This is a genomic window from Paenibacillus sp. CR_12, assembly GCF_041953985.1.
GTDB classification, from domain to species: domain Bacteria; phylum Bacillota; class Bacilli; order Paenibacillales; family Paenibacillaceae; genus Paenibacillus_AQ; species Paenibacillus_AQ lautus_A.
Genome location: NZ_JAVFHO010000004.1, coordinates 501,999 through 523,561, shown reverse-complemented (window position 1 = coordinate 523,561; position 21,563 = coordinate 501,999). Strand labels below are relative to the sequence as shown.

General features: G+C 54.4%; 22 protein-coding genes. 21 read left to right on the top strand and 1 reads right to left on the bottom strand.

The window, feature by feature from the left end:
- Positions 1–45: 45 nt before the first annotated feature.
- The 3 genes from RB297_RS18065 (at position 46) to RB297_RS18055 (ending at position 3,301) form a co-directional block, all read left to right on the top strand.
- On the top strand, positions 46–1,089 hold the full coding sequence (locus RB297_RS18065) for an ABC transporter substrate-binding protein (RefSeq protein ID WP_375121059.1): 1,044 nt from the start codon (positions 46–48) through the stop codon (positions 1,087–1,089).
- Between the two features lie 45 nt (positions 1,090–1,134).
- Positions 1,135–1,797: a cysteine hydrolase family protein gene (locus RB297_RS18060; protein ID WP_375121058.1), complete on the top strand. Its 663-nt coding sequence runs from the start codon at positions 1,135–1,137 to the stop codon at positions 1,795–1,797.
- A 100-nt stretch (positions 1,798–1,897) separates the two neighbouring features.
- Positions 1,898–3,301 (top strand): MFS transporter, encoded by a 1,404-nt coding sequence (locus RB297_RS18055; RefSeq protein ID WP_096773498.1) that lies wholly within the window; start codon positions 1,898–1,900, stop codon positions 3,299–3,301.
- Positions 3,302–3,375: 74 nt separating this feature from the next.
- On the opposite strand, the gene RB297_RS18050 is transcribed toward RB297_RS18055, so the two are convergent.
- Positions 3,376–4,449, bottom strand: coding sequence for a M42 family metallopeptidase (locus RB297_RS18050; protein WP_009592187.1), 1,074 nt, complete (start codon positions 4,447–4,449; stop codon positions 3,376–3,378).
- A 559-nt stretch (positions 4,450–5,008) separates the two neighbouring features.
- Here RB297_RS18050 and spoVAC point away from each other — a divergent pair.
- The 18 genes from spoVAC to RB297_RS17960 all read left to right on the top strand — a co-directional run bounded on the left by spoVAC (position 5,009) and on the right by RB297_RS17960 (position 21,562).
- The gene (gene spoVAC, locus RB297_RS18045; RefSeq protein ID WP_015734151.1) at positions 5,009–5,497 is read left to right on the top strand and encodes a stage V sporulation protein AC; all 489 of its coding nucleotides are present in this window, start codon (positions 5,009–5,011) and stop codon (positions 5,495–5,497) included.
- A gap of 7 nt (positions 5,498–5,504) precedes the next feature.
- A complete protein-coding gene (gene spoVAD, locus RB297_RS18040; RefSeq protein ID WP_096773012.1) occupies positions 5,505–6,518 on the top strand; it encodes a stage V sporulation protein AD in 1,014 nt (337 codons plus the stop codon).
- Between the two features lie 4 nt (positions 6,519–6,522).
- The gene (gene spoVAE, locus RB297_RS18035) at positions 6,523–6,873 is read left to right on the top strand and encodes a stage V sporulation protein AE (RefSeq protein WP_015734153.1); all 351 of its coding nucleotides are present in this window, start codon (positions 6,523–6,525) and stop codon (positions 6,871–6,873) included.
- Between the two features lie 178 nt (positions 6,874–7,051).
- Positions 7,052–8,008, top strand: a complete 957-nt coding sequence (locus RB297_RS18030; RefSeq protein WP_009592163.1) for an AAA family ATPase — start codon at positions 7,052–7,054, stop codon at positions 8,006–8,008.
- A gap of 2 nt (positions 8,009–8,010) precedes the next feature.
- Positions 8,011–9,258, top strand: a complete 1,248-nt coding sequence (locus RB297_RS18025) for a DUF58 domain-containing protein (protein WP_375121056.1) — start codon at positions 8,011–8,013, stop codon at positions 9,256–9,258.
- Positions 9,255–11,495 (top strand): transglutaminase TgpA family protein, encoded by a 2,241-nt coding sequence (locus RB297_RS18020; RefSeq protein WP_375121055.1) that lies wholly within the window; start codon positions 9,255–9,257, stop codon positions 11,493–11,495. Before RB297_RS18025 ends, RB297_RS18020 begins: the two co-directional genes overlap by 4 nt.
- 235 nt (positions 11,496–11,730) lie before the next feature.
- The gene (locus RB297_RS18015; protein ID WP_015734156.1) at positions 11,731–12,261 is read left to right on the top strand and encodes a YqeG family HAD IIIA-type phosphatase; all 531 of its coding nucleotides are present in this window, start codon (positions 11,731–11,733) and stop codon (positions 12,259–12,261) included.
- Positions 12,258–13,385 (top strand): ribosome biogenesis GTPase YqeH, encoded by a 1,128-nt coding sequence (gene yqeH / locus RB297_RS18010; RefSeq protein ID WP_119849350.1) that lies wholly within the window; start codon positions 12,258–12,260, stop codon positions 13,383–13,385. The genes RB297_RS18015 and yqeH overlap by 4 nt, the downstream gene beginning before the upstream one ends.
- 53 nt (positions 13,386–13,438) lie before the next feature.
- Complete coding sequence (locus RB297_RS18005; protein ID WP_375121054.1) at positions 13,439–14,305, top strand: shikimate dehydrogenase; 867 nt, start codon at positions 13,439–13,441, stop codon at positions 14,303–14,305.
- Positions 14,306–14,405: 100 nt separating this feature from the next.
- Positions 14,406–14,696, top strand: coding sequence for a ribosome assembly RNA-binding protein YhbY (gene yhbY, locus RB297_RS18000; RefSeq protein ID WP_375121053.1), 291 nt, complete (start codon positions 14,406–14,408; stop codon positions 14,694–14,696).
- Between the two features lie 64 nt (positions 14,697–14,760).
- A complete protein-coding gene (gene nadD, locus RB297_RS17995) occupies positions 14,761–15,351 on the top strand; it encodes a nicotinate-nucleotide adenylyltransferase (RefSeq protein ID WP_090911900.1) in 591 nt (196 codons plus the stop codon).
- Complete coding sequence (yqeK, locus tag RB297_RS17990; RefSeq protein WP_015734160.1) at positions 15,335–15,913, top strand: bis(5'-nucleosyl)-tetraphosphatase (symmetrical) YqeK; 579 nt, start codon at positions 15,335–15,337, stop codon at positions 15,911–15,913. Before nadD ends, yqeK begins: the two co-directional genes overlap by 17 nt.
- The gene (gene rsfS / locus RB297_RS17985) at positions 15,910–16,257 is read left to right on the top strand and encodes a ribosome silencing factor (RefSeq protein ID WP_009592160.1); all 348 of its coding nucleotides are present in this window, start codon (positions 15,910–15,912) and stop codon (positions 16,255–16,257) included. The genes yqeK and rsfS overlap by 4 nt, the downstream gene beginning before the upstream one ends.
- The gene (locus tag RB297_RS17980) at positions 16,254–17,156 is read left to right on the top strand and encodes a CvfB family protein (protein WP_096773020.1); all 903 of its coding nucleotides are present in this window, start codon (positions 16,254–16,256) and stop codon (positions 17,154–17,156) included. Before rsfS ends, RB297_RS17980 begins: the two co-directional genes overlap by 4 nt.
- Before the next feature lie 41 nt (positions 17,157–17,197).
- Positions 17,198–17,968 carry a class I SAM-dependent DNA methyltransferase gene (locus tag RB297_RS17975; RefSeq protein ID WP_009589238.1) on the top strand — a complete coding sequence of 257 codons (771 nt, stop codon included), beginning with the start codon at positions 17,198–17,200 and terminating at the stop codon, positions 17,966–17,968.
- Between the two features lie 434 nt (positions 17,969–18,402).
- Positions 18,403–19,269 carry a sugar phosphate isomerase/epimerase family protein gene (locus RB297_RS17970; protein ID WP_192569249.1) on the top strand — a complete coding sequence of 289 codons (867 nt, stop codon included), beginning with the start codon at positions 18,403–18,405 and terminating at the stop codon, positions 19,267–19,269.
- A gap of 25 nt (positions 19,270–19,294) precedes the next feature.
- Positions 19,295–20,464, top strand: a complete 1,170-nt coding sequence (locus RB297_RS17965; RefSeq protein WP_015734164.1) for a Gfo/Idh/MocA family protein — start codon at positions 19,295–19,297, stop codon at positions 20,462–20,464.
- Positions 20,465–20,488: 24 nt separating this feature from the next.
- Positions 20,489–21,562: a Gfo/Idh/MocA family protein gene (locus RB297_RS17960; RefSeq protein ID WP_096773022.1), complete on the top strand. Its 1,074-nt coding sequence runs from the start codon at positions 20,489–20,491 to the stop codon at positions 21,560–21,562.
- Position 21,563 lies beyond the last annotated feature (1 nt).

The window sequence follows — 21,563 nt, the reverse complement described above, 5'->3', positions numbered from 1 at the left end:
ACATCCACCAAAAACGAACTATTTCTATTAAAAAGGGGAATTCATATGAACAAAAAAACGAGGAAACGTTCACTGCTGTTCGCACTGGTCATGGTCACCGCCCTGCTTGGCGCCTGCGGCAACGAGAAAAGCGACGGCAGCACCGTCTCCGCTTCCGGCGACGGGAAGCTCAAGAAAATCGTGATCGCCGAGCCGCTCCACTCCACGGGCTATCTTCCCCTGTACGTCGCACAGCGCGAAGGCTACTTCGAGAAAAGAGGGCTGGACGTCGAGATTATCCAAGCGGCAGGGGGAGCGCACGTAACCGCCGTGGTCAGCGGTGATGCCTGGGGCGTTATCGGCGGGACGGAGTCCAATGCCTTGGCCAACAACAACAATTCCGACCCGATCATCTCGGTCGTCAATGTCGTCAATCGGGCGAACGTGTATTTAATGGCTAAGAAGGGCACCGCGCCTGCGAGCGATTCCCCCGAGGACCTGAAGGCATTTTTGCAAGGAAAAAAGATTAACGCCGGCCGCCATGGAGGGACACCGAATCTCTTGACCCGCTATCTGCTGATTCAGCTGGGGCTCGATCCGGAGAAGGATGTGCAGCTGCTGGAGCCGGCCGACGGCTCCACGGTGGTGACGATGGTTCAACAGGGCGCAGCCGATATCGCCAATGGAGCCGAACCGCAAATCAGCGACGGAATTTCGAAGAACGTGTGGGAGGAGCCGTTTTACAAATTTCATGATCTCGGGGATTTCTCGTATTCGGTGCTAAGTGTGAAGAAGTCTACCATCGAGAAGGATCCGGAAGCCGTTCAAAGCTTTACCGATGCCATCATCGAAGCGCTTGAAGTCGTCCAGTCGGATAAGGAACTGGCCAAGAAGAATCTGAAAGCCGAATTCCCCACATTATCCGAGGATGCGATACAAGCTGCGCTGGACCGTGCCTATGCGGACAATCTGTGGAGCTTGGACGGGATGATTTCGGAAGAAGCGTTGAAGCATGATATGGATGTCATGATAGAGACCGGAATTTTTAAAGGGGATTATACCTATGATGCCCTGGTGGATATGCAGTTTGTGAAACAATCCAAGAAGTAAACGTAAGAAGATTCCGAATATACGGGCCTGAAGGGGAGAGTTACGATGAAATCTTTGAATCAACTGATGCTGGGAAGCAAAGCGGCGGTGATCGTGGTGGATGTGCAAAACGATTATTGCCATCCGGAGGGGGCATTGCCTAGAGCGGGCTGCGATGTTAGCGGGGTGGCAGAGATGATGCCGCAGCTGCATAAGCTGCTTCATTCCGCCAGGGAGCTGAATGTGCCGATTATCTTCATCCAAACGCTGCATGAAAGGGCGACGGATTCCGAGGCCTGGACGACCAGGTCCTCCGGACGCTCGGCTCATGTGTGCCGAAGGGGAAGCTGGGGAGCGGAATTTTACGAGATCACGCCCGAGGCGGACGATATCATTGTCAATAAACACCGGTACAGCGCATTTGTGAATACTAGGCTGGATTCGGTATTAAAGACGCTGAAGATCGAGACCTTGATCATGACGGGGGTCAGCACCAATGTGTGCGTGGAATCGACGGCCCGGGACGGCTTCATGCTGGATTATCATATCGTGCTTGCGTCGGATGCCTGCGCATCGTATTCGCAAACGGCCCATGACATGACGCTCGAGAATATCGAGGGTTATTTCGGGAAAGTTAGTGAGGTGGCGCGGCTTATCGATATTTGGATGGATAAAAAAGCCGAGGAACCGGCGCGGCCGAAATCGGCGGCGCAGCCGGCCATCGGTTAGCTTGCACGGTACGCAGGTTCAAGCAGAGTGGAGCTCTCCGCATGGGGGGCTTTTTCTCTGAGCGGCACCGAAATTCATGAATAAAGCGGGTGAGTCCTGCATGAACAGCACATCAAGGATGATCGTTCAATACACCATATGTTTAGGGGCATTTCTGTCCAATCTGTCGGCCGGCATGTTCAACATCGCGCTTGTAGATATCGCAAGAACATTCGATTCCGGTATCCCCGCGGCACAGTGGATCGTGACCGCATATTTGCTCGTCATCTCCATCCTGCTCCCGGTCATGGGTAAGCTGGGGGACATGCTGGGCAGGCGGAAGATCCACAATATCGGCTATTTCGTGTTTATGGCCGGTGCGCTATGCTGCGCATTGTCTCCTTCATTAAACGGTCTGATATCTTCCCGGATTCTTCAAGGCATCGGAGCGGCCATGTATCAAGCCACGAATATGGCGCTCATCATCTCCGTGTTTCCGAAGGAACAGCGCGGTAAAGCGCTGGGATTAATCAGCACGTTCGTGGCTGCGGGCTCCATGATCGGTCCGAGCCTTGGCGGAATCTTGATTCAATGGTTTTCGTGGCGGAGCAATTTTTGGCTGCTTACGGCGATCTCGCTGGTTGCATGGATATTCGCGCAGCGTTTCATTCCGAAGGACGAGCCGGATCAAGGCGTGAGCCGGCTGGACGTGCCGGGGGCTGCCTTTTTTGCGATATCCTTGACCGGACTGGTCACGGCCGTGAATTTGGGGGCTCAGTGGGGATGGGGTTCCTGGCAGGTTACGCTGCTGTTCATGATGTTCGGGGCAGGAGCTGCCGCATTCATCGGGTGGTGCCTGTCTTCCCGCTGGGAGCGAAAAGGGAAGGGCCATCTTCCGTTTATGAAGCTGGATCTGTTTCGGGATGCAGGCGTTAGCGTCGGAATCCTCATTACCATCATCACCTATATGGCCGCTTTCTCCGCGCAGCTTGTGCTGCCGGTGTTTTTGCTCAGCGAGCTGGGCATCGAACCTGCGACGGCAGGGCTGATCATGATGGGGTACCCGTTGTCGTTGATCATATTCTCCCCCTTAAGCGGAAGCTTGTCGGACAAGCTGGGGACATTTCCGTTATTGTCTGCCGGCTTGCTGGCCATGACGGCGGCGCTAATCGTGCTGGGCTTTGTATCGCCTGCGTATCCGATCTTCTTCCTGATTCTGCTTATCGTCCTGCTCGGCGGTTCCATGGGCTTGATCACGCCGCCGAACAATTCCCTGGTGATGGGCAGGACGTCCAAAACGGACCTCGGACTGATCAGCAGCATTTTGGCGCTGTCGCGAAATCTGGGGATGATGTTTGGCACGGCGGCGGGAGGCGCCATGCTGGCGCTTCCGGGTCAGGCGGCAGGGGGGCTTATCGGATTTCGGATGATATTTGTGCTGAATACGGCGCTGGTTGCCATCGTTTATGTCACGATGCTCATATCGTTTCGCTTCGCCAGGCATAAGGAGACGTTATCTTCGTAAAGGCAGAAAGAAAAAAAGGGTATCCCGCAGTCTGTTCAAGACCTGCAGGATACCCTTTTCCATTTCCGCTTGGCTTACGCACGGTCCAGGATCGTCTGGAGCGTCGTTCGGTCCAAGCCCTTGACGAGCTTGATCAGAAGCTCTTTGGCTGCCTCGTAGTCGTCCGTGTGGATGATGGACGAAGAGGTGTGTATATACCGGGAGCAAATGCCGATGATGGTGGACGGAACGCCGATGCCGCTTAAATGCACTTGGCCAGCGTCCGTGCCGCCCGGCGACACAAAGTATTGGTATTTGATTTTGTTTGTCTCCGCCGTATCCTGAACGTACTCGACCATGCCCCGATGGGTCAGCATCGTCGGATCGAAGATGCGAAGCAGCGCGCCTTGACCCAATTGGCCGAACTGGCTCTTGTCGCCCATCATGTCGTTCGCTGCGCTGGCGTCCAGACCGAAGAAAATATCCGGCTGGATCAGGTTTGCCGAAGTGCGGGCTCCGCGAAGGCCCAGCTCTTCCTGCACGGTCGCACCGGCGTATACCGTGTTGGGCAGCTTCTCGCCATGGAGCGCCTGGACCAGCTCGATGGCAAGGCCTACGCCGTAGCGGTTATCCCATGCCTTGGCCATGATTTTTTTCGGATTGGCCAGCGGCGTGAATTCGCAGATCGGAACGACTTGCAGGCCGGGACGAATGCCGAACGACTCCGCTTCGGCCTTGTTGTCGGCGCCGATATCGATATACATCGTTTTGATGTCGACCGGTTTGCTGCGCTGCGCTTCATCCAGCAGATGCGTAGGAATGGAGCCGACAACCCCGACGACCGGGCCGTTGTCCGTGATGATCTGCAGACGCTGGGCAAGCACGGCTTGGCTCCACCAGCCGCCGAGCGGCTGGAAACGAACCATGCCCGCTTCGGTAATGCCGGTTACCATGAAGCCGACTTCATCCATGTGTCCGGCCACCATGACTTTCGGACCTTCATCGTTACCGCGAAGGACCGCGAACAAACTGCCCAGCCGATCCTGCACGAACTCATCTGTATATGGAGAGAGGGCATCCTTCACCCAAGAACGGAGTTCCCTCTCAAAGCCCGGTGCAGCAGGGAATTCCGTTAATGTACGGAATAATTCCAGTGTTGATTCATTCATGACGAAATCGCTCCTTTAGAAAAGGTATGTAAGAGTTTTTCCTTTTCTAGTATGCCCCTATACATCCGAAAAGTCTACAAAGCCGGCTTCGTCAGGCTGCGTTATATAAATGTAACTGGAACAAGCACCCCCTATCCTGGACGGGAATAGGATATAGAAAAACATGTGGATGTTTGTTGTCAGCGGGAAGGGGCAGAATATGAACCGCCATGGGATTGATGGATACGACTATCATGCCGAAGTCCGAGAACTTCTGCTCATTATGGTCTTGTTCATCCTACTCGTCATTTTATTGAAATACATTCTTATATAACGGCCGGCTCCAAACGAATCAAGTCAGCGAGTTTGAATTTCAGCTTTCAGGATGCTCCTGGAAGCTGATTTTCGCGTTGGCGTCAATATGGCCGGACAAGCCATGATGCGTCGGCGAGAAGGATGATTTTCCAAACATAAAGGGAGATCATTCAAAGCATAATGATATGTGAGTGATATCCATAGCGGCTTTTCAGCGTTTGTTCAAAAGGATTCCATACTTAACCAATTGCGGAGGTGTATTGAAATGTCAGGCTCCAACCAAAAGCCTAAGTCTGATATCACCACGATGAGCTCGGCGGAATATCAGACGATTGCCAAAAAGCATGAGCCTCCCCGCGCCGTGCTTAAAAATTGCTTGCGCGCTTTTTTGGTGGGAGGCCTCATCTGTCTGATCGGCCAATGCATTCAGCGTTTTTTTATGTCCGTATTCGATATGAGCACCACCGAAGCGAGCAATCCCACGGTCGCCGTATTGATCATCCTCTCCGTCATTCTGACGAGCTTCGGCGTATATGACAAAATCGCGCAATGGGCCGGAGCGGGCAGCGCCGTGCCGGTCACGGGGTTTGCGAACTCCATGTGTTCCGCTGCGCTTGAACATCGTGCAGAGGGATTGGTTCTCGGGGTCGGAGCCAGCATGTTCAAGCTGGCGGGCTCCGTGATCGTATTTGGTACCGTGGCTGCGTTCATTATCGGTATCATTTACGCTATTTTCGGCATCGAGGGGAGGTAACGCGATCATGAAGGTGATCGGTCAAACATGGCAGTTCGAGAACAAACCCGTCATTATCAGCACGGGGACGATCGTTGGCCCTGAAGAAGGGGAAGGCCCGCTGGCCAACGATTTCGACTTTGTCTACGACAATATTGAGATCAACGAAAAAACATGGGAAAAGGCGGAACGGAAGCTGCTGGAGGACGCGTCGAGAAAAGCCGTCGAAAAGGCGGGCATCAAGGAAGACCAGCTGCAGTTTTTCGTGGGCGGGGACTTGATGAACCAGATCATCAGCAGTTCGTTTGCCGCCAGACAGATGGGCGTGCCGTATATCGGCGTGTTCGGTGCTTGCTCCACATCGATGGAGAGCCTTGCGGTCGCCTCCATGCTTGTCGATTCGGGCGGAGCCCAGTATGTCATGGCTGGTACGGCCAGCCATAACTGTACCGTCGAGAAGCAGTTCCGGTATCCGACGGAATACGGATCGCAGAAACCGCCTTATGCGCAATATACGATCACGGGAGCAGGCTGCTCCGTCGTTTCGGACAAGGGAGACGGACCTGCCGTGACGTATGCCACCATCGGCAAGGTGGTCGATCTGGGCATCAAAGATCCGTTCAACATGGGGGCGGCGATGGCTCCGGCGGCGGCCGACACGATCACGAAGCACTTTAAGGACACGGGCCGGCAGGCGAAGGATTATGATCTGATCGTGACGGGCGATCTGGCCTCGGTCGGACTTCCCATTGCGAAAGACCTCCTGCAGCAGAACGATGTCATCATGGACGGCACGGTATTTGCCGATTGCGGCTTAATGATCTACGACATGGAAAAACAGAAATACGTCAACGCAGGGGGCAGCGGCTGCGGCTGCTCGGCGGTTGTCACCTACGGCCATATTTTGAAACGGATGCGCAAAGGCGAATTGAAAAAGGTGCTGGTCGTTGCTACCGGTGCCTTGCTGTCGCCCCTTTCTTACCAGCAGGGTGAGAGCATTCCGTGTATCGCTCACGCCGTAGCCTTAGAGATGGGAGGATAACAAGATGCAGTTTTTATGGGCGTTTATTATTGGCGGATTGATTTGCGTCATTGGGCAAATTATGATGGACGTTATTAAACTGACGCCGGCGCATACGATGAGTACGCTGGTGGTTGCAGGGGCCATCGCGGACGGCTTCGGATTGTACGAACCGCTGGTGAAATTCGCGGGAGCGGGAGCCTCCGTGCCGATCACGAGTTTTGGCAACTCGCTTGTGCACGGCGCGTTGACGGAGCTGGGGAGGGACGGCTGGATCGGGGTCGTGACGGGGATATTCGAAGTAACCAGCGCGGGGATATCCTCGGCGATCATTTTCTCCTTCCTGGCAGCGCTGTTCGTTCGTCCGAAGGGATAACATCGTGAACATCCAGAAGCAAAAGATCTCGGCTTTATGCCGGGGTCTTTTTTTTCTGCCTAATGGGCCTGTAAGAAGGAGAACAACCAAAATATCTCTACGAATGTACTCCGGGACTTCGATCATGTACAATAGTACTAAATTAAGTATTTATTCCCTTACAGGAGGTTAGTCATACATGCCCGTAAGCCAAGAATCCATGAAAATCATTACCTCGGTACGAACCAATCTGGAGTCGTGCCTGCTAGGCAAAGAATTTGAGATCCAATTGCTCCTTACGGCGCTGCTCGCTGGCGGACATGTACTGATCGAAGATGTGCCCGGCACGGGAAAGACCCAACTGATCAAAGCACTAGCGAAATCCATGCAGGGGGATTACCGCCGCATTCAATGCAACCCGGATATCCTCCCGAGTGATATAACAGGCGTTTCCGTTTTCCACCCTCGAGACGAGATGTTTTACTTCCGACCAGGTCCGGTCATGACCAATATTTTGCTGGCGGACGAAATCAACCGGGCCACAACCAAAACGCAGTCGGCCCTGCTTGAAGTGATGGAGGAGCGCAGCGTAACGGTGGACGGGGCTACCCACGAACTCCCGCATCCTTTCATGCTGTGCGCGACCCAGAACCCGATTGATTTTGAAGGCACCTATATGCTTCCGGAAGCGCAGCTGGACCGGTTCATGCTGAAGCTGAGCCTGGGTTACCCTGATGCCGCCACGGAGAAGCAGCTGATGTACCGTTCGCGCGACGGGCAACTGTCGGACAAGCTTCAGCCTGTGACGCATATGGATAAGATTTCATCCATTCAGCGCGAGATTCGCGAGGTATTCATCGGCGAGCCCGTTGCCGATTACCTGCTGAATATCACCCGTTCGACCCGTGAGCACCCTTCCGTTATGCTGGGCGCAAGTCCACGGGCCACCCTGTCCTTCATGAATGCGGTTAAAGCCTATGCCTTCCTGCAAGAGCGGGATTACGTTCTGCCAGATGACGTGAAGACGCTTGCTCCCTACGTACTTTCGCACCGGATCATGCTGCGTCCGGAAGCCAGGCTCGACAATGCGAGTCCGGAGTCGGTGCTTGAGTTTATACTCCGTCAGGTTAAAGTGCCTGTTCAGATGGGGAGATAGGCATGCGCCGCGCGGTTTCGTTATTTTTGAATGGCATGCACCCGTCCAGACTGGCAGCGGTATTGGCGGTATGGTGCCTATGTCTTTTGTATGTTTTATTCCAGGGAGGGAAAACCTCGCTCATGCTCTTCTCCATGGTCAGCCTTCTGACGGTCTATCTGATCGGCGCTGGTTTTGGCGGGGTCAATCGCGTCAAAGCGCACCGGGTCGTCCTTGGGGGAACGGAGCGCGGTGGAGAACAGCTTCATGCCGGCGAGCAAGTGCGCGTTAAGCTCGAGGTCCATGTCCCGGGGCTGCTGCCGATGCCCTATATGATCGTGCGCGAAGTGCTGCAGAGGCATAACGGAGACTCCTGGTCCTTTGAAGACAGCGTCATTCCGAACCTCCGGGGGGCAGGCAAGCTTGTATTCCAGACGCCTCCGCTCGAACGCGGGCGATATGTTTTTTCCAAGACGGAATGCATAAGCGAAGATATCTTCGGATTGATGGAGCATAAGGGACGCATCGAGGTTCAAACGGATTTCCGCGTTCTGCCGAGAACCATTTATATTCCAAAGTGGCAGCGGAACATTAGGAACTCCAGATTGGGCGGGACGCAAACTACGGTGTCGGCTTCAAGACGGGAAACCACGCAAATTAACGGCGTCCGCGATTATGTATATGGCGACCGGATCTCCCGGATTCACTGGAATGCAACGGCGAAGACCGGCTCGTGGAAATCGAAGGAATTCGAGCATGAGTCCTTCCCCAGAACGATGATCGTTCTGGATTGCGCCGCCGACGGATACGACAATGCCCAGCAATTCGAGCTTGCCGTATCGGCAGCCGCTTCGCTGATCGAATACGGGGCCAAGGAGCATGCGGGGACGGGGCTGTTCACGGCTGCCCAGGAAACCCAAATGTTCGCTCCGGCCGATCACGCCGGGGAACGGATGCGCATGATTCAGCATTTGGTTGACGTGGATTATAACCGGAAGAGCAAGCTGATTGCGTCCCTTGAGAAATCCTATCGCCATTTTCCCAAAGGAGCCTTGTTCCTGCTGATCAGCCCGATGAGCGGCAAAGAGGCTTCTGAGATCATGCGCTGGGTGGAGACCAGAGGGATGAACCCGTGCTTCTTGCAAATCGCTCCTTCCAAAGAAACAACAAAACGCGATGAATCGATTTCGCTCCTGCAATCCCGGGGGATCTCAAGTTATTCGGTTGCTTCCCTCGATGAGCTTCCGGCTGCGCTTGGAGGTGGTGCATGATGAAGTTATGGCTGGACAAACTATCGACGACCTTCTTCAGCACGTTAACGATGCTGTGGATCTGGATCATGGGGATGCAGTGGGTATCCTTCACGGAAACGATATGGCTGTCGGAAACGACCGCCATCGTTATCGCGGCTCTAACGATTACGGCGGTTACCGAAGCGCTGCTGCCGATCAAGCAGGGTTACCGAGTGGTTCTCCAGTTTCTATTGATCCTGTATTGCGTATACAGTTTGCTGAAAACTTCCGGCAATCCGGTTCCTGTCTTCGGAGCGGAAAGTTTCCTGACCGAAGAACTCCTGTATCTCTTTCCTTATTTATGGTTTGCTATCGCTGCTTGGGCCATGTTCCTCTTTCTTGCCCGCTGGGCCAAAACCAAGGGACGCGTCCTTCTTGTAGTCGGGATCCACGTCATTAGTTTTGCCATTTTGGATTCCTTCACGAAAATCGTGCTGTGGGACGAGATTGCTTGGGTCGTCGGGGCCGGAATGGGCTGGCTCGTATCCAGCCACTTCAACCGGTTCCGCAGACGCTTTCCTCAAGGATGGGTCAATCTGTCGAAGTATCCGTTTAAGATTATCGCCAATATTCTGGTCATTTTCTCATTGATTATCGTGGCCGGCGTGAACATGCCCCACGTGAAGCCGACACTGACCGATCCTTATACGGCATGGAGAGAGTGGAACGGGGTACCGTTATCCGGCGTCGGCACATCGGGGACCGGAACCCTTATCGAGTCGGCGTCCGAAAGCATGTCCGGTTACGGAAGAGAGGATAACGATCTTGGCGGCGGTTTTAATTTTGATTATTCGCCGGTGATGTCGATCACCTCGGAAGAACGCAGCTATTGGCGCGGCGAAACCAGAGCCGTGTACTCGGGCACGGGCTGGGCTGACGGAGCCAGCAGCGGTCGATCCGGGACGGGAGTCGACATCGGCGACTCCTTGCCGGGAGAAGCCGGCACATCCGTACCTACCAAAAAGCTGGAACAATCGGTAACGATGCTGAGCGACACGGTGTATCCGGTCTTGTTCGGGGCCTACAGCGTTCGTCAGCTGGAAAGCCTGGATGAGGACATCGATCCGGACCGGCTCAGCTGGGTGACCGAAGGCGCGGAGATGCATTTGGACGACGTTCGCGATGCGGACTATCCGAAGAGTTATACCTTAACGTCGGAAGTTCCCGTCATCCCGATCGATGAGCTGAGCGCCAGAACTTATGATGAGCTGTATTCCGGCTCGTTCGACGAAGCCTACGTCCAAATGCCAAGAAATTTCCCGGACCGCGTATCGGATCTGGCCGAAGAAATTACGTCGGACGGAGACACGCCGTATGAGAAGGTTATGCTTTTGCAACAATATTTAACGAGCAACTATACCTATACCAACACCCCCGACCTTTCGCTCAAAAAGAGCGACGATTTCGTAGATGCCTTTTTGTTCGAAATCATGGAAGGGTATTGCGATTACTTCTCCACGTCCATGGTGATGATGACTCGGTCGCTGGATATCCCTGCTCGCTGGGTCAAGGGCTACGCCCCCGGCAGGATGACGGCTACGGAATACGTTCCGGTCGACGGTCAAACCTCGATCGAGCCTGATAACTATACCGTTACGAACGCTGACGCCCATTCCTGGGTTGAAGTATACTTCGGCGAGTACGGCTGGGTTCCGATCGAAGCGACTCCGGGATTCAGCATGCCGATTCTGACGGCAGACACCGAGGCTGAGCCCGTCATCGAGGAGGAAGTCGAAGAGGAAGAGAAGGCCGAGGACGAGGCAGCTCCTGCCCCGACTTCTGATAATCCATCATCCGGATGGGTTAAAGTCATAGTAACGGCAGCGGTGGTTGTCATCGTGCTGTGGATTCTGTATATCATGTGGAGAATGCGTATCAGCCTGCGCTTCGCCGGGGCACGGATTCGGGCAGGCAAGCCGCTGACGGCAGCGGATAAGGTGATTGCCGAGACGGAACGCTGGATCCGTTCCGTGCAGCGCAAGGGGTTGGTAAGGCAAGAACATGAAACGCTCCGTGAATCGGTTCGCCGCTGGGCATTTGCGCATCCTGAACTGGAAGCAGAGCTGAGACCGCTGCTGCAGCAGTTCGAGGCTGCCCGTTACAGCCCTGCGGAAGTGAAGGAAGAGCAGTGGCGCTCGGTCCAACAGGATGCCGAGAAGCTGAAGAAGTCCATCAAGAAGGTCCGCATTGTGCCGGACAAACGTCTATCAACGTAATCCAAGAAGACAGACCGCGTCACAAGTGGTTGTTCTTGCGATATCAGGATAGCTTGATATGAATACGTTCTGATATCGGTCATTTCAAGACCGCCCGGTCCGCTTCGACGGCTGCCGGGTGGTCTTTTGCTGGTAAAGATTGCAATCCGGAAAGAAGGAAGGCGCCGGCCGTGATTATTTTTACTAAGGAACCGGAATATGGTATAGTTTTTCGTATGAAATTGAGGTGACGAATTTGTTTGAAATGTTAATCCCCAAGCTCCGTGTCAACACGGTTTTTGATATTAACCTGGAGGAATTATATGAGCAGGGGTATCGTGGAATCATTACCGATTTGGACAATACCCTTGTTGGGGCCAAGGCGCCGCTTGCCACGCCGGAATTGGTCGTTTGGTTCAAAAGAGTGAAGGAGATCGGTTTCCAGCTCATCATCGTCTCGAATAATCAGCTCGAGCGCGTATCTAAATTCGCGACGCCGCTGGACATCCAGTATGTGCATGAAGCCCGCAAGCCAAGCAATACTCCGTTTCGCAAAGCGATGAACATGATGGAGCTCACTCCGGAGAAAACGGTTGTTGTCGGCGACCAGATGCTGACCGACGTATACGGCGGGAATCGGCTCGGCTTGTATACGGTTCTGGTTATGCCCATCGCCATCAACGATGAAGGATGGTTTACCCGCCTCGTCAATCGTCGGGTGGAACGCATCGCCTTGACCCGTTTGCGCAAAAAAGGATTATGGATGGAGGAGGAACCGAAATCATGACGTTGCCTACAGGCGGAGATGACATCAAGAAGTGCAGCGGCTGCGGCATACAGCTTCAGAGCGCTGCACAGGACAAGCCGGGCTATTTGCCGGAGAAGGCTTGGGACCGCGACCCGGTGATTTGCCAGCGCTGTTTCCGTATCAAGAATTACAACGAGGCTTCTTCGGTCGCCGTAGACCAGGATGAATTTTTACGGCTGCTCGGACAGATCGGCGGCAAGAATGCGCTGGTCATTCACATCGTGGATCTTTTCGATTTTGAAGGAAGCCTGATTTCAGGGCTGCAGCGGTTTGTCGGCAACAATCCGGTGATTCTGGCGGTTAACAAAACCGATCTTCTGCCGAAGGTGACCAATTGGAACAAGGTTCTGAATTGGGTGCAGAAGCAGTGCAAGGAGCATGGTCTGAGAACGGAAGACATCGTGCTCTGCAGCGCGAAGAAGAACCAAGGCTTTGAGCGGCTGCTGGAGACGGTTGCGCATTACAGGGGCGACCGGGATGTCTATGTAGTCGGCGCCACGAACGTGGGGAAATCCAGCTTGATCAATCGCCTGATCCGCGACTACAGCGATCTGGACCAGGAGCTGACCGTTTCCCGTTATCCCGGAACGACGCTCGATATGGTCAATATTCCGCTGGATGACGGCCGGTATATTATTGATACGCCCGGCATTGTGTACCCATGGCGCTACAGCGAGCTCGTGAGCCGTGAGGATCTGGGGACGGTCATGCCGGAGAATCCGCTGAAGCCGATGGTATATCAGCTGAACGAAGGGCAGACCCTCTTCTTCGGAGGTTTCGGCCGCTTTGATTTTCTGCAAGGGGAGCATCAATCCTTTACTTGCTTCATCAGCGGCCGGCTCGGCATTCATCGGACCAAGCTGGAACGGGCGGATTCGCTATTTGCGGAGCATGCCGGGGAGCTGCTGTCCCCGCCGACTAAGGAACGGCTTGAAGAGCTTCCGGAATGGACGAGACACGAAATTCGTATTCCTAAGGGTGCGCGCCAAGACGTGTTTATCTCGGGACTCGGCTGGATCAAGATCAACGGTGAGCAGGGAGCGCTTGTAGCGGTTCATGTACCTAAAGGTATCAAAGTCTTGTCGCGTCCATCCCTGATATAAGTGATATATCCCAATGGTAACCGTCCGGCTATCATGGGAGAGGCAGAGGAGAAATGAAAGTGAATCCAATGAACGAGCGTGATTATTTGCTCCTTGGCGTAATGGGGGATCCGATCGGCCACTCGAAATCGCCGGCCATGCATGATGCGGCGATCAATGCCCTAGGTTTGTCAGGAGCGTACGTCCCCCTTCATATTCGTCCGCATGGCCTGGGCGACGCCATCCAGGCCGTCAAAGCACTGGGATTTCGAGGGGTGAACGTAACGATCCCGCACAAGGTGGAAGTCATGAAGTATTTGGACGTCGTCGATGAAGGGGCGCAGCGCATCGGTGCCGTGAACACCATCGTCAATGACAACGGCAAATTGACGGGTTACAATACGGACGGCATCGGATATGTTCGTTCATTAAAGGATGAAGCCTGTCCCGACCTGAAGGGAAAGCGCATCGTTGTCATTGGTGCGGGCGGAGCCGCAAGAGGCATCATCTATGCCCTCATCGGCGAAGGGCCCGAGAAGATATCCATTGTAAATCGGACGTCCGCCAAAGCATTGGCGCTTGCCGAGGAGTGGGGCTCGCTTGCGGACTTGAGAGGGTACGGAGAGGAACAGGCCGGAGAGGCGTTGTCGGATGCCGATGTCATCATTAACACGACCTCGGTGGGCATGTTTCCCCGGGTTTCGGAGCTTCCCATTCCGTCGGAGTCCATACGTGAAGGGACCGTTGTCAGCGATTTGATCTACAATCCGTTGAAGACCGAGCTGCTGCGGCAAGGGGAGCTTCGGCGATGCACCATACACGGCGGGCTTGGAATGTTCATTAATCAAGGTGCCTATGCATTCGAATATTGGACGGGTCTGACGGCACCCGTGCAGGCCATGAAGGAAGCCGTTCTGACCAGCTTCCAATCCGAGTCTTAATATCTTTGTTTATTGATTAATGCTTATGCAAAAGCTACAATATAGCTTTCGACAAGCGCCAGGTTTTAATAATTGAATGTTTAAGGAGTAATGACCAAGCATGTTAACAGGAAAGCAAAAACGACATTTACGCTCGCTCGCCCATCATCTGGATCCGATGTTCCAGGTAGGCAAGGGAGGCAGCAACGAGCATCTGATCCGTCACATTTCCGAGGCGATCGAGAAGCGGGAACTCATGAAGGTATCCGTGCTCAACAACTGTCTTGAAGACCCGCGCGAAATCGCCCAGGAGCTTGCTGAAGGAGCCGGAGCCGAGCTGGTGCAGGTGATCGGCAAGACGATCGTGCTTTATAAAGAATCGAAAGACCACAAAACCATCGAACTGCCGTAGGGGGGCCGGACGGCTCCAGCTTAGCGGATATTAATAACTCTCTAATTAGGGGAGGTGAACCCGGATGAAGGTGGGGATAATGGGCGGAACCTTCGATCCCATTCACATCGGGCATATGCTCGCAGCCGAATGCGCGCGGGACGCTTACGATCTGGAAGAGGTGTGGTTTATGCCAAGCCACATCCCGCCGCATAAGGAAGATGCCGGCGTAACGGGCCTGATGAGGCTGGAGATGACCGCTGAAGCCATAGCCGGTCATCCGTCGTTTCGCACGTTGGATTGGGAAGTGAAACGCGGCGGCGTCTCCTACACGGTAGATACGGTCAGAGAGCTGCGCGATGCGTACCCCGAGCATGACTTCTACTTCATTATCGGTGCGGATATGGTTGCGTATCTTCCCAAGTGGAACCGGATCGGCGAACTGGCGGAAATGCTGACTTTTATCGGGCTTAACCGTCCCGGAACCGAACTATCGGTGGATGATCTGCCCGATTTTCTGCAAAAGGCGGTTGTCACGGCCGAGATGCCGCTGATCGAAATCTCCTCCACCATCATTCGGAGCCGGGCGGCATCAGGTTCGTCCATCCGTTATATGGTGCCGGACCGAGTATACGATTATATTGTTAGGAGCGGTATTTATGGACTACAGCCGTGATGAGCTCATAGAAGCCGTATCCTCCCAGATGCCGGCCAAGCGCTGGGAGCATACCAAAGGCGTCATGGAAACCGCGGTCATCCTTGCCGGCAGGTTCGGAGCCGACCCGGTTAAGGCGGACTTGGCCGCCATCCTGCATGACGTGGCTAAATACTGGCCCGTGCAGAAGCTTCATCAGATGATGGTGGAGCATAAGCTCTCCGACGAGCTGCTCCATTACGACAAACAGCTTTGGCATGCTGAAGTCGGGGCATTCGTAGCGGAACACGAATATGGCGTAACGGATGCCGAAGTGCTTGACGCCATTCGGTACCATACGTCGGGGCGCATCGGCATGACGCTCCTTGACAAGGTGGTCTGCCTGGCGGATTATATGGAACCGGGGCGGGATTTCCCCGGCGTGAATAATATTCGCGAACTGGCCAACCATAGCCTTGAAGAGGCGCTTGCAGCCGGTTTTGATTCGACGATTGGATATCTGCTCTCGCGCAGACAAATCATTTTTCCGTTGACGGTGCTTGCCCGCAACGATCTAATTAAGCAATTGGAGGCGAATTCATGACGTTGAAACCGAATGAATTGTTAAATGTGGCAGTAGCTGCCGCTGAAGATAAAAAAGCGATGGATATCGTGGTCCTGGATCTCAGAGGGATTTCCCTGATCGCCGACTATTTTGTCATTTGCCACGGTAACTCGGATACCCAGGTTCAAGCGATCGCAACCGAGGTCCGCAAACGGGCTCACGACGAGGGCGTGGCATTGCGCGGACTGGAAGGAATGGATGCTGCCCGTTGGGTGCTGATGGACCTTGGAGACGTGATCGTTCATATTTTTCACCGCGATGAGCGGGAATACTACAACATCGAGCGTTTGTGGTCGGACGCCAAAGTGGTGGAGAACGTATGAGTCTGATTGCCGGCACATTAACGAAACTCGTTGTATCCAGGGAAGTGTCCCCTTACGGTTATTTTCTGGATGGCGGAGATCGGGATGTGCTTCTTCACTATTCGGAGCTTACGGGTAAAATCGAGCCGGGGGATACGATAGAGGTCTTTATATTCTTCGATACGGAAGACCGCCTAGCCGCAACGATGAAGAAGCCGTTCCTAACGCTGGGCGAAACGGCGAAGCTTGAAGTGGCCGACGTCCATCCGCGCCTCGGCTGTTTCCTTGAGATGGGACTTGGCAGGCAGCTGCTGCTTCCGATCCGGGAATTGCCGGAGCTGCGGGAGCTTCACCCGCAAGTGGGAGACCACGTGTTTGTGATCATGGAGCATGATAAGCAAGGCCGGCTGCGAGCGAAACTCGCCGGGGAACAAGAGCTAGCTCCGCTTGCGTTCCATGCGCCGGATTCGTGGAAAGGCCAATGGTTTACTGCCCTGGTGTATAAACCGCTCCAGATGGGCACGTTTGTCATCATCGACGGCGGCGTGGTCGGCTTCGGCGCGATCGGCATGATCCATTCCTCGGAACGGACGCGGATGCTGCGTCTTGGCGAAGAGGTAAAGGTTCGGGTCAGCCATATCCGGGAGGATGGCAGGGTCAATCTGTCCATGGTTCCGCAAAAAGAGATCGGACGGACCGACGATGCAGACCGGCTGCTTGCTTTTCTGAAGGAGCGTCCCGGCCATGCGATGCCGTATTCGGATGAAACGCCGCCCGACATCATCAAGCAGCGTTTCGGCATCAGCAAATCCGCCTTTAAACGCGCCCTTGGCAAGCTGATGAAGGAAGGCCAGGTTACGCAGAAGGACAGCTGGACGTATATGGTCAAAAAAGAGGAGAACTCCGGTTCAAACGAATAACCCGGCAACGCAGGGGAAGCTTCTAAGAAAGTGGTGTCATCATGTTGTCTTACCGCAAGTTTGCTTACGTATATGATCAACTCATGGAAGACATGCCGTACCCGGACTGGATCCGCTTTGCGAGAACCGCCTGGGAGAAGCACGGAATGCCAAAAAGCGTCGTCGAGCTCGGATGCGGGACAGGCAGCATCACCATACCGCTCGTCAACTCCGGTTTTGAAGTAACGGGGATTGACCTGTCAGCGGATATGCTGTCGGTTGCCAGGCGCAAGCTGGAGGGCACGCCTCAGGGACATCGCTTGTTCCGGGAAGGGAGCGTCCGCTGGGTGCAGCAGGACATGCGTTCCTGGGAGCTGCCCGAGCAGGTGGATTCCGTCATTTCATTTTGTGATTGTGTGAACTACCTGCTGGAGGAGAAGGACATCCGCTCCGCTTTTGCAAGGACCTACAACGGTCTCAAGGAAGGCGGCACGTTCCTGTTTGACGTGCATCACCCCAATACGCTGCTGCGATACGACGAAGAGCAGCCATTTGTTCTGGATGAACGGGAAGTGTCCTATATATGGACATGCGACCTGGACGAACGCAGGATGGAGATTGAACACCATCTCTCCATTTTTGCACGGGATGACCAAGACCGAACGATCTACCGCCGCTTTGAAGAAACGCATGTCCAGCGGGGATACGACCCGGAATGGATGAAGGTTGAGCTGATTAAGGCCGGATTCCGGGACGTGAAATGCTATGCCGATTTTGAGTGGACGGAAGCGGGTCAGGATGCATCCAGGCTGTTCTACGTTGCCGTAAAATAAACGAATACCCTATGAGAAGGCACGCTTCTTCGTCTATTCAGGACGGAGGAGGTGCCTTTTTTGGTTATATAAGAGTGCCTAAACTTCGAGTCCGGGCCTCTTCGAAAATCGCTATGGATGCGACGGCTCATCGCGGTCTGTTCTCAAGGGAAACACGTCGATGGACACTGTGCTTGTATCAACGGGAGCTGCATTATATTCAAAGACATTTCTTTTCGGCTTTATTTGACTGTGGTTAAGGTTCATGGGAAGGGATATGGGTTTGCTTTCGGTACTGTGCTACGATGGGGGATAGATAGGATCATCAGATATGAGAGCGCTATCTTTCGGGAGGCTTTTAACCATCCGGAACGCACTGAATGACATCATATGAGTTCAACGTTGGTCAAATGATGCATAAGCTAATAAATTTGGTCGAGAGAGGATGAATGATTATGAAACTGTCCGTATTTACGGTCGCCACCCCTGATTTACTGCCGGAGGAATTGGCCCAAGCGGCGGCGGATGCCGGTATCGAAGGGATCGAGTGGCGCTTCAAGGAGATTCCGGAAGAGGCTGCCGGAGAGAAGCCTTCCTTCTGGCGGCATAACCGCTGCTCCATTGATCCAAACGGCACGCAGGAAGATTGGCTCAGATTTAAGCAAGCAGCCGACAAGCATGGCCGGCGCAGTCTTGCGGTCGTTCCTTATCTGACCTGCGGCGACGTGGAAGCAACGGAGAAGGTCATGCAAGCGGCCAAGCTGATCGGAGCCTCTTTCATTCGCGTTGGGATTCCGGGATATGACCGAACGCGCAATTACAACGAGCTGTACGACCAGGCGGTCCGTTACCTCCATGAGGTGCAGGATCTCGCTGCCGCTTACGGGGTTAAAGCCGTGGTGGAAACCCATCATCTTACGATCACTCCGAGCGCCGGACTGACGCACCGGCTCGTATCCCACTTCAATCCGCAGCATATCGGCGTGCTGTATGATCCGGGCAACATGGTCCATGAAGGTTATGAGAACTACCGGATGGGCTTGGAGCTTCTCGGTCCCTACCTGGCTCATGTCCATGTGAAGAACGGGGGATATCGAAAAACGCCTTCGAAGGATGGAAGCTCGGCATCCTGGTCCGGAGAATGGGTCTCGCTTGACCAAGGGGCCGTCCCATGGAAGCAGGTCATACAGGATTTGCAGTCGGTCGGCTATGAAGGTTACTACGGAATCGAGGATTTTAGCGGGACGTTTGAATCCAGGGAGATGCTGCTTCGTTTTGCCGAGCAGATGAACATGTGGGCAGACCATAAACAAAGCGTATAGGACACTTATGAAGGAGGCGATAGATATGGAACAGGTAAGAGTAGGGGTTATCGGACTGGGGATGGGTTTTTCGCATGCCAAATCGCTTGCCGCGGGGCGGATTGCGGGGGCGCGGCTTAGCGCCATATGCGACCTCAACCCGGCCAAGCAGGAAGAAGCGAGGGCTACGCTCCCTTCGGACGTGAAAATTTGGAGTGACACGGACGCTATGATCTCTTCGGGAGAGATCGATGCGGTGATTATCGCAACGCCCCATTATGCCCATCCTCAAGTGGCCATCGCGTGCCTGAACCAAGGACTCCACGTCCTGATTGAGAAGCCGGCGGGCGTGTATACGAAGCAGGTGCGGGAAATGAACCGCGCGGCCGAAGCCAGCGGCAAAGTGTTCTCGATCATGTACAATCAGCGCTGCAATCCGCTGTATAAAAAGCTTAGAGAGCTCATCGCGGCCGGCGAGCTCGGCGAAGTGCGGCGAATGAATTGGATCGTCACGAATTGGTACCGCTCACAGAGTTATTACGATTCAGGCGGATGGCGCGCGACTTGGGCGGGAGAAGGCGGAGGCGTCCTGATTAACCAATCTCCGCACCAGCTGGATCTGTGGCAGTGGACAACCGGCATGATGCCGAAAAGAATCCGCGCATTTTGTTCGTTCGGCAAGTACCGGAACATTGAAGTGGAAGACGACGTGACGGCTTATGCGGAATACGAGAACGGCGCCACGGCCGTCTTCATTACGACAACGGGGGAAGCGCCGGGCACGAATCGGTATGAAGTGACGGGAGACCGCGGTAAAATCGTCATCGAGGACGGCAAGCTTACCTTCTGGCGTCTCCGGGTGCCTGAACCGGAGTTCAATCAGCAGTATACCGGGGGCTTCGGCGAACCGGAATGCTGGAAATGCGAGGTGCCGATTTCGGGGGACAATCCGCAGCATAACGGCATCATCCAGAACTTTGCGGACGCCATTTTGCACGGAACGCCATTGATTGCGCCGGGCGAAGAGGGAATCCACGGATTGACCCTGTCCAATGCCATGCATTTGTCCACCTGGACCGACAATTGGGTCGACCTGCCGTTGGACGAAGATCTGTATTACGAGATGCTGCAAGAACGGATAGCGAATTCGTCCACCCGGAAAACGGTCAAGGAGATCGGGCCGGTGGATATGAGCAAGACGTTTGGCGCTTATTAAATTACAATCGGGGAGGCTCTTGGTATGGACCGCAGCAATGGAATGCTCTATGCGCCGGTGGGCAAGGCCCAGCCGGTGTGCAAGCCCGGAGAATTTATTTTTGCAGCCATGTCGCTGGAGCATGGCCATATATACGGCATGTGCAACGGCTTGATTGAGGCCGGGGCGACGCTGAAGTGGGTGTATGACTCAGACCCCGCCAAGGTTGCTGCTTTTTGCAAGGCATACCCGGAGGTTGCCGTGGCTTCCTCCGAGGCCCAGGTGCTGGAAGATACCGAAGTTCATCTGGTGGCGGCTGCCGCCATTCCTTCGGAGAGATGCGAGCTTGGCCTGAAGGTCATGTCGCACGGCAAGGATTATTTCACGGATAAAACGCCGTTCACCACGCTGGAGCAGGTGAACGCTGCACGCGCGAAAGCCGCGGAGACGGGCAAGAAATACATGGTCTATTACAGTGAACGGCTGCATGTGGAGAGTGCCGTCCATGCCGGGAAGCTGATTCAGGACGGGGCGATCGGGCGAGTGGTGCAAGTGATGGGAACCGGACCGCACCGTTTGAATGCGTCCTCCCGCCCGGACTGGTTTTTCCGTCATCAACAGTACGGGGGCATCCTGTGTGACATCGGCTCCCACCAGATCGAACAATTTTTGTTTTATGCGGGATGCCGCGATGCCAAGGTGCTCAGCAGCAAGGTGGGCAATTATGCGAATCCGGAATACCCCGAGCTGGAGGATTTCGGAGATGCAACGCTGGTGGGAGACAATGGAGCCACCAATTATTTCCGCGTCGATTGGCTGACGCCCGGAGGACTTGGCACTTGGGGAGATGGCAGAACCTTTATTCTGGGAACGGAAGGATACATCGAGCTTCGCAAATACATCGATATCGCAAGGCATCCGCAGGGGGATCATCTGTACTTGGTTAACGGTGAAGGAGAGTTTCATATGGAACTCCAGGGGAAAGTGGGCTATCCGTTTTTCGGGGAGCTTATCCTGGACTGCCTGGAACGCACGGAACATGCCATGTCCCAGGAGCATGCCTTCAAGGCCGGAGAGTTGTGCGTGATTGCCCAAAATGAAGCCGTGCGCATTCCCTAAA

Bases quoted from the DNA above. Each gene is read 5' to 3' on its own strand.
- RB297_RS17975 (WP_009589238.1), top strand. From the start codon at position 17,198: ATGTTGTCTTACCGCAAGTTTGCTTACGTATATGATCAACTCATGGAA.
- RB297_RS18065 (WP_375121059.1), top strand. From the start codon at position 46: ATGAACAAAAAAACGAGGAAACGTTCACTGCTGTTCGCACTGGTCATG.
- RB297_RS18025 (WP_375121056.1), top strand. From the start codon at position 8,011: ATGCGCCGCGCGGTTTCGTTATTTTTGAATGGCATGCACCCGTCCAGA.
- RB297_RS17970 (WP_192569249.1), top strand. From the start codon at position 18,403: ATGAAACTGTCCGTATTTACGGTCGCCACCCCTGATTTACTGCCGGAG.
- RB297_RS18060 (WP_375121058.1), top strand. From the start codon at position 1,135: ATGAAATCTTTGAATCAACTGATGCTGGGAAGCAAAGCGGCGGTGATC.
- spoVAE (WP_015734153.1), top strand. From the start codon at position 6,523: ATGCAGTTTTTATGGGCGTTTATTATTGGCGGATTGATTTGCGTCATT.
- yqeK (WP_015734160.1), top strand. From the start codon at position 15,335: ATGGACTACAGCCGTGATGAGCTCATAGAAGCCGTATCCTCCCAGATG.
- rsfS (WP_009592160.1), top strand. From the start codon at position 15,910: ATGACGTTGAAACCGAATGAATTGTTAAATGTGGCAGTAGCTGCCGCT.
- RB297_RS18020 (WP_375121055.1), top strand. From the start codon at position 9,255: ATGATGAAGTTATGGCTGGACAAACTATCGACGACCTTCTTCAGCACG.
- nadD (WP_090911900.1), top strand. From the start codon at position 14,761: ATGAAGGTGGGGATAATGGGCGGAACCTTCGATCCCATTCACATCGGG.
- spoVAD (WP_096773012.1), top strand. From the start codon at position 5,505: ATGAAGGTGATCGGTCAAACATGGCAGTTCGAGAACAAACCCGTCATT.
- yqeH (WP_119849350.1), top strand. From the start codon at position 12,258: ATGACGTTGCCTACAGGCGGAGATGACATCAAGAAGTGCAGCGGCTGC.
- RB297_RS18055 (WP_096773498.1), top strand. From the start codon at position 1,898: ATGAACAGCACATCAAGGATGATCGTTCAATACACCATATGTTTAGGG.
- RB297_RS17965 (WP_015734164.1), top strand. From the start codon at position 19,295: ATGGAACAGGTAAGAGTAGGGGTTATCGGACTGGGGATGGGTTTTTCG.
- RB297_RS18005 (WP_375121054.1), top strand. From the start codon at position 13,439: ATGAAAGTGAATCCAATGAACGAGCGTGATTATTTGCTCCTTGGCGTA.
- spoVAC (WP_015734151.1), top strand. From the start codon at position 5,009: ATGTCAGGCTCCAACCAAAAGCCTAAGTCTGATATCACCACGATGAGC.
- RB297_RS17960 (WP_096773022.1), top strand. From the start codon at position 20,489: ATGGACCGCAGCAATGGAATGCTCTATGCGCCGGTGGGCAAGGCCCAG.
- RB297_RS18030 (WP_009592163.1), top strand. From the start codon at position 7,052: ATGCCCGTAAGCCAAGAATCCATGAAAATCATTACCTCGGTACGAACC.
- yhbY (WP_375121053.1), top strand. From the start codon at position 14,406: ATGTTAACAGGAAAGCAAAAACGACATTTACGCTCGCTCGCCCATCAT.
- RB297_RS18050 (WP_009592187.1), bottom strand. From the start codon at position 4,449: ATGAATGAATCAACACTGGAATTATTCCGTACATTAACGGAATTCCCT.
- RB297_RS17980 (WP_096773020.1), top strand. From the start codon at position 16,254: ATGAGTCTGATTGCCGGCACATTAACGAAACTCGTTGTATCCAGGGAA.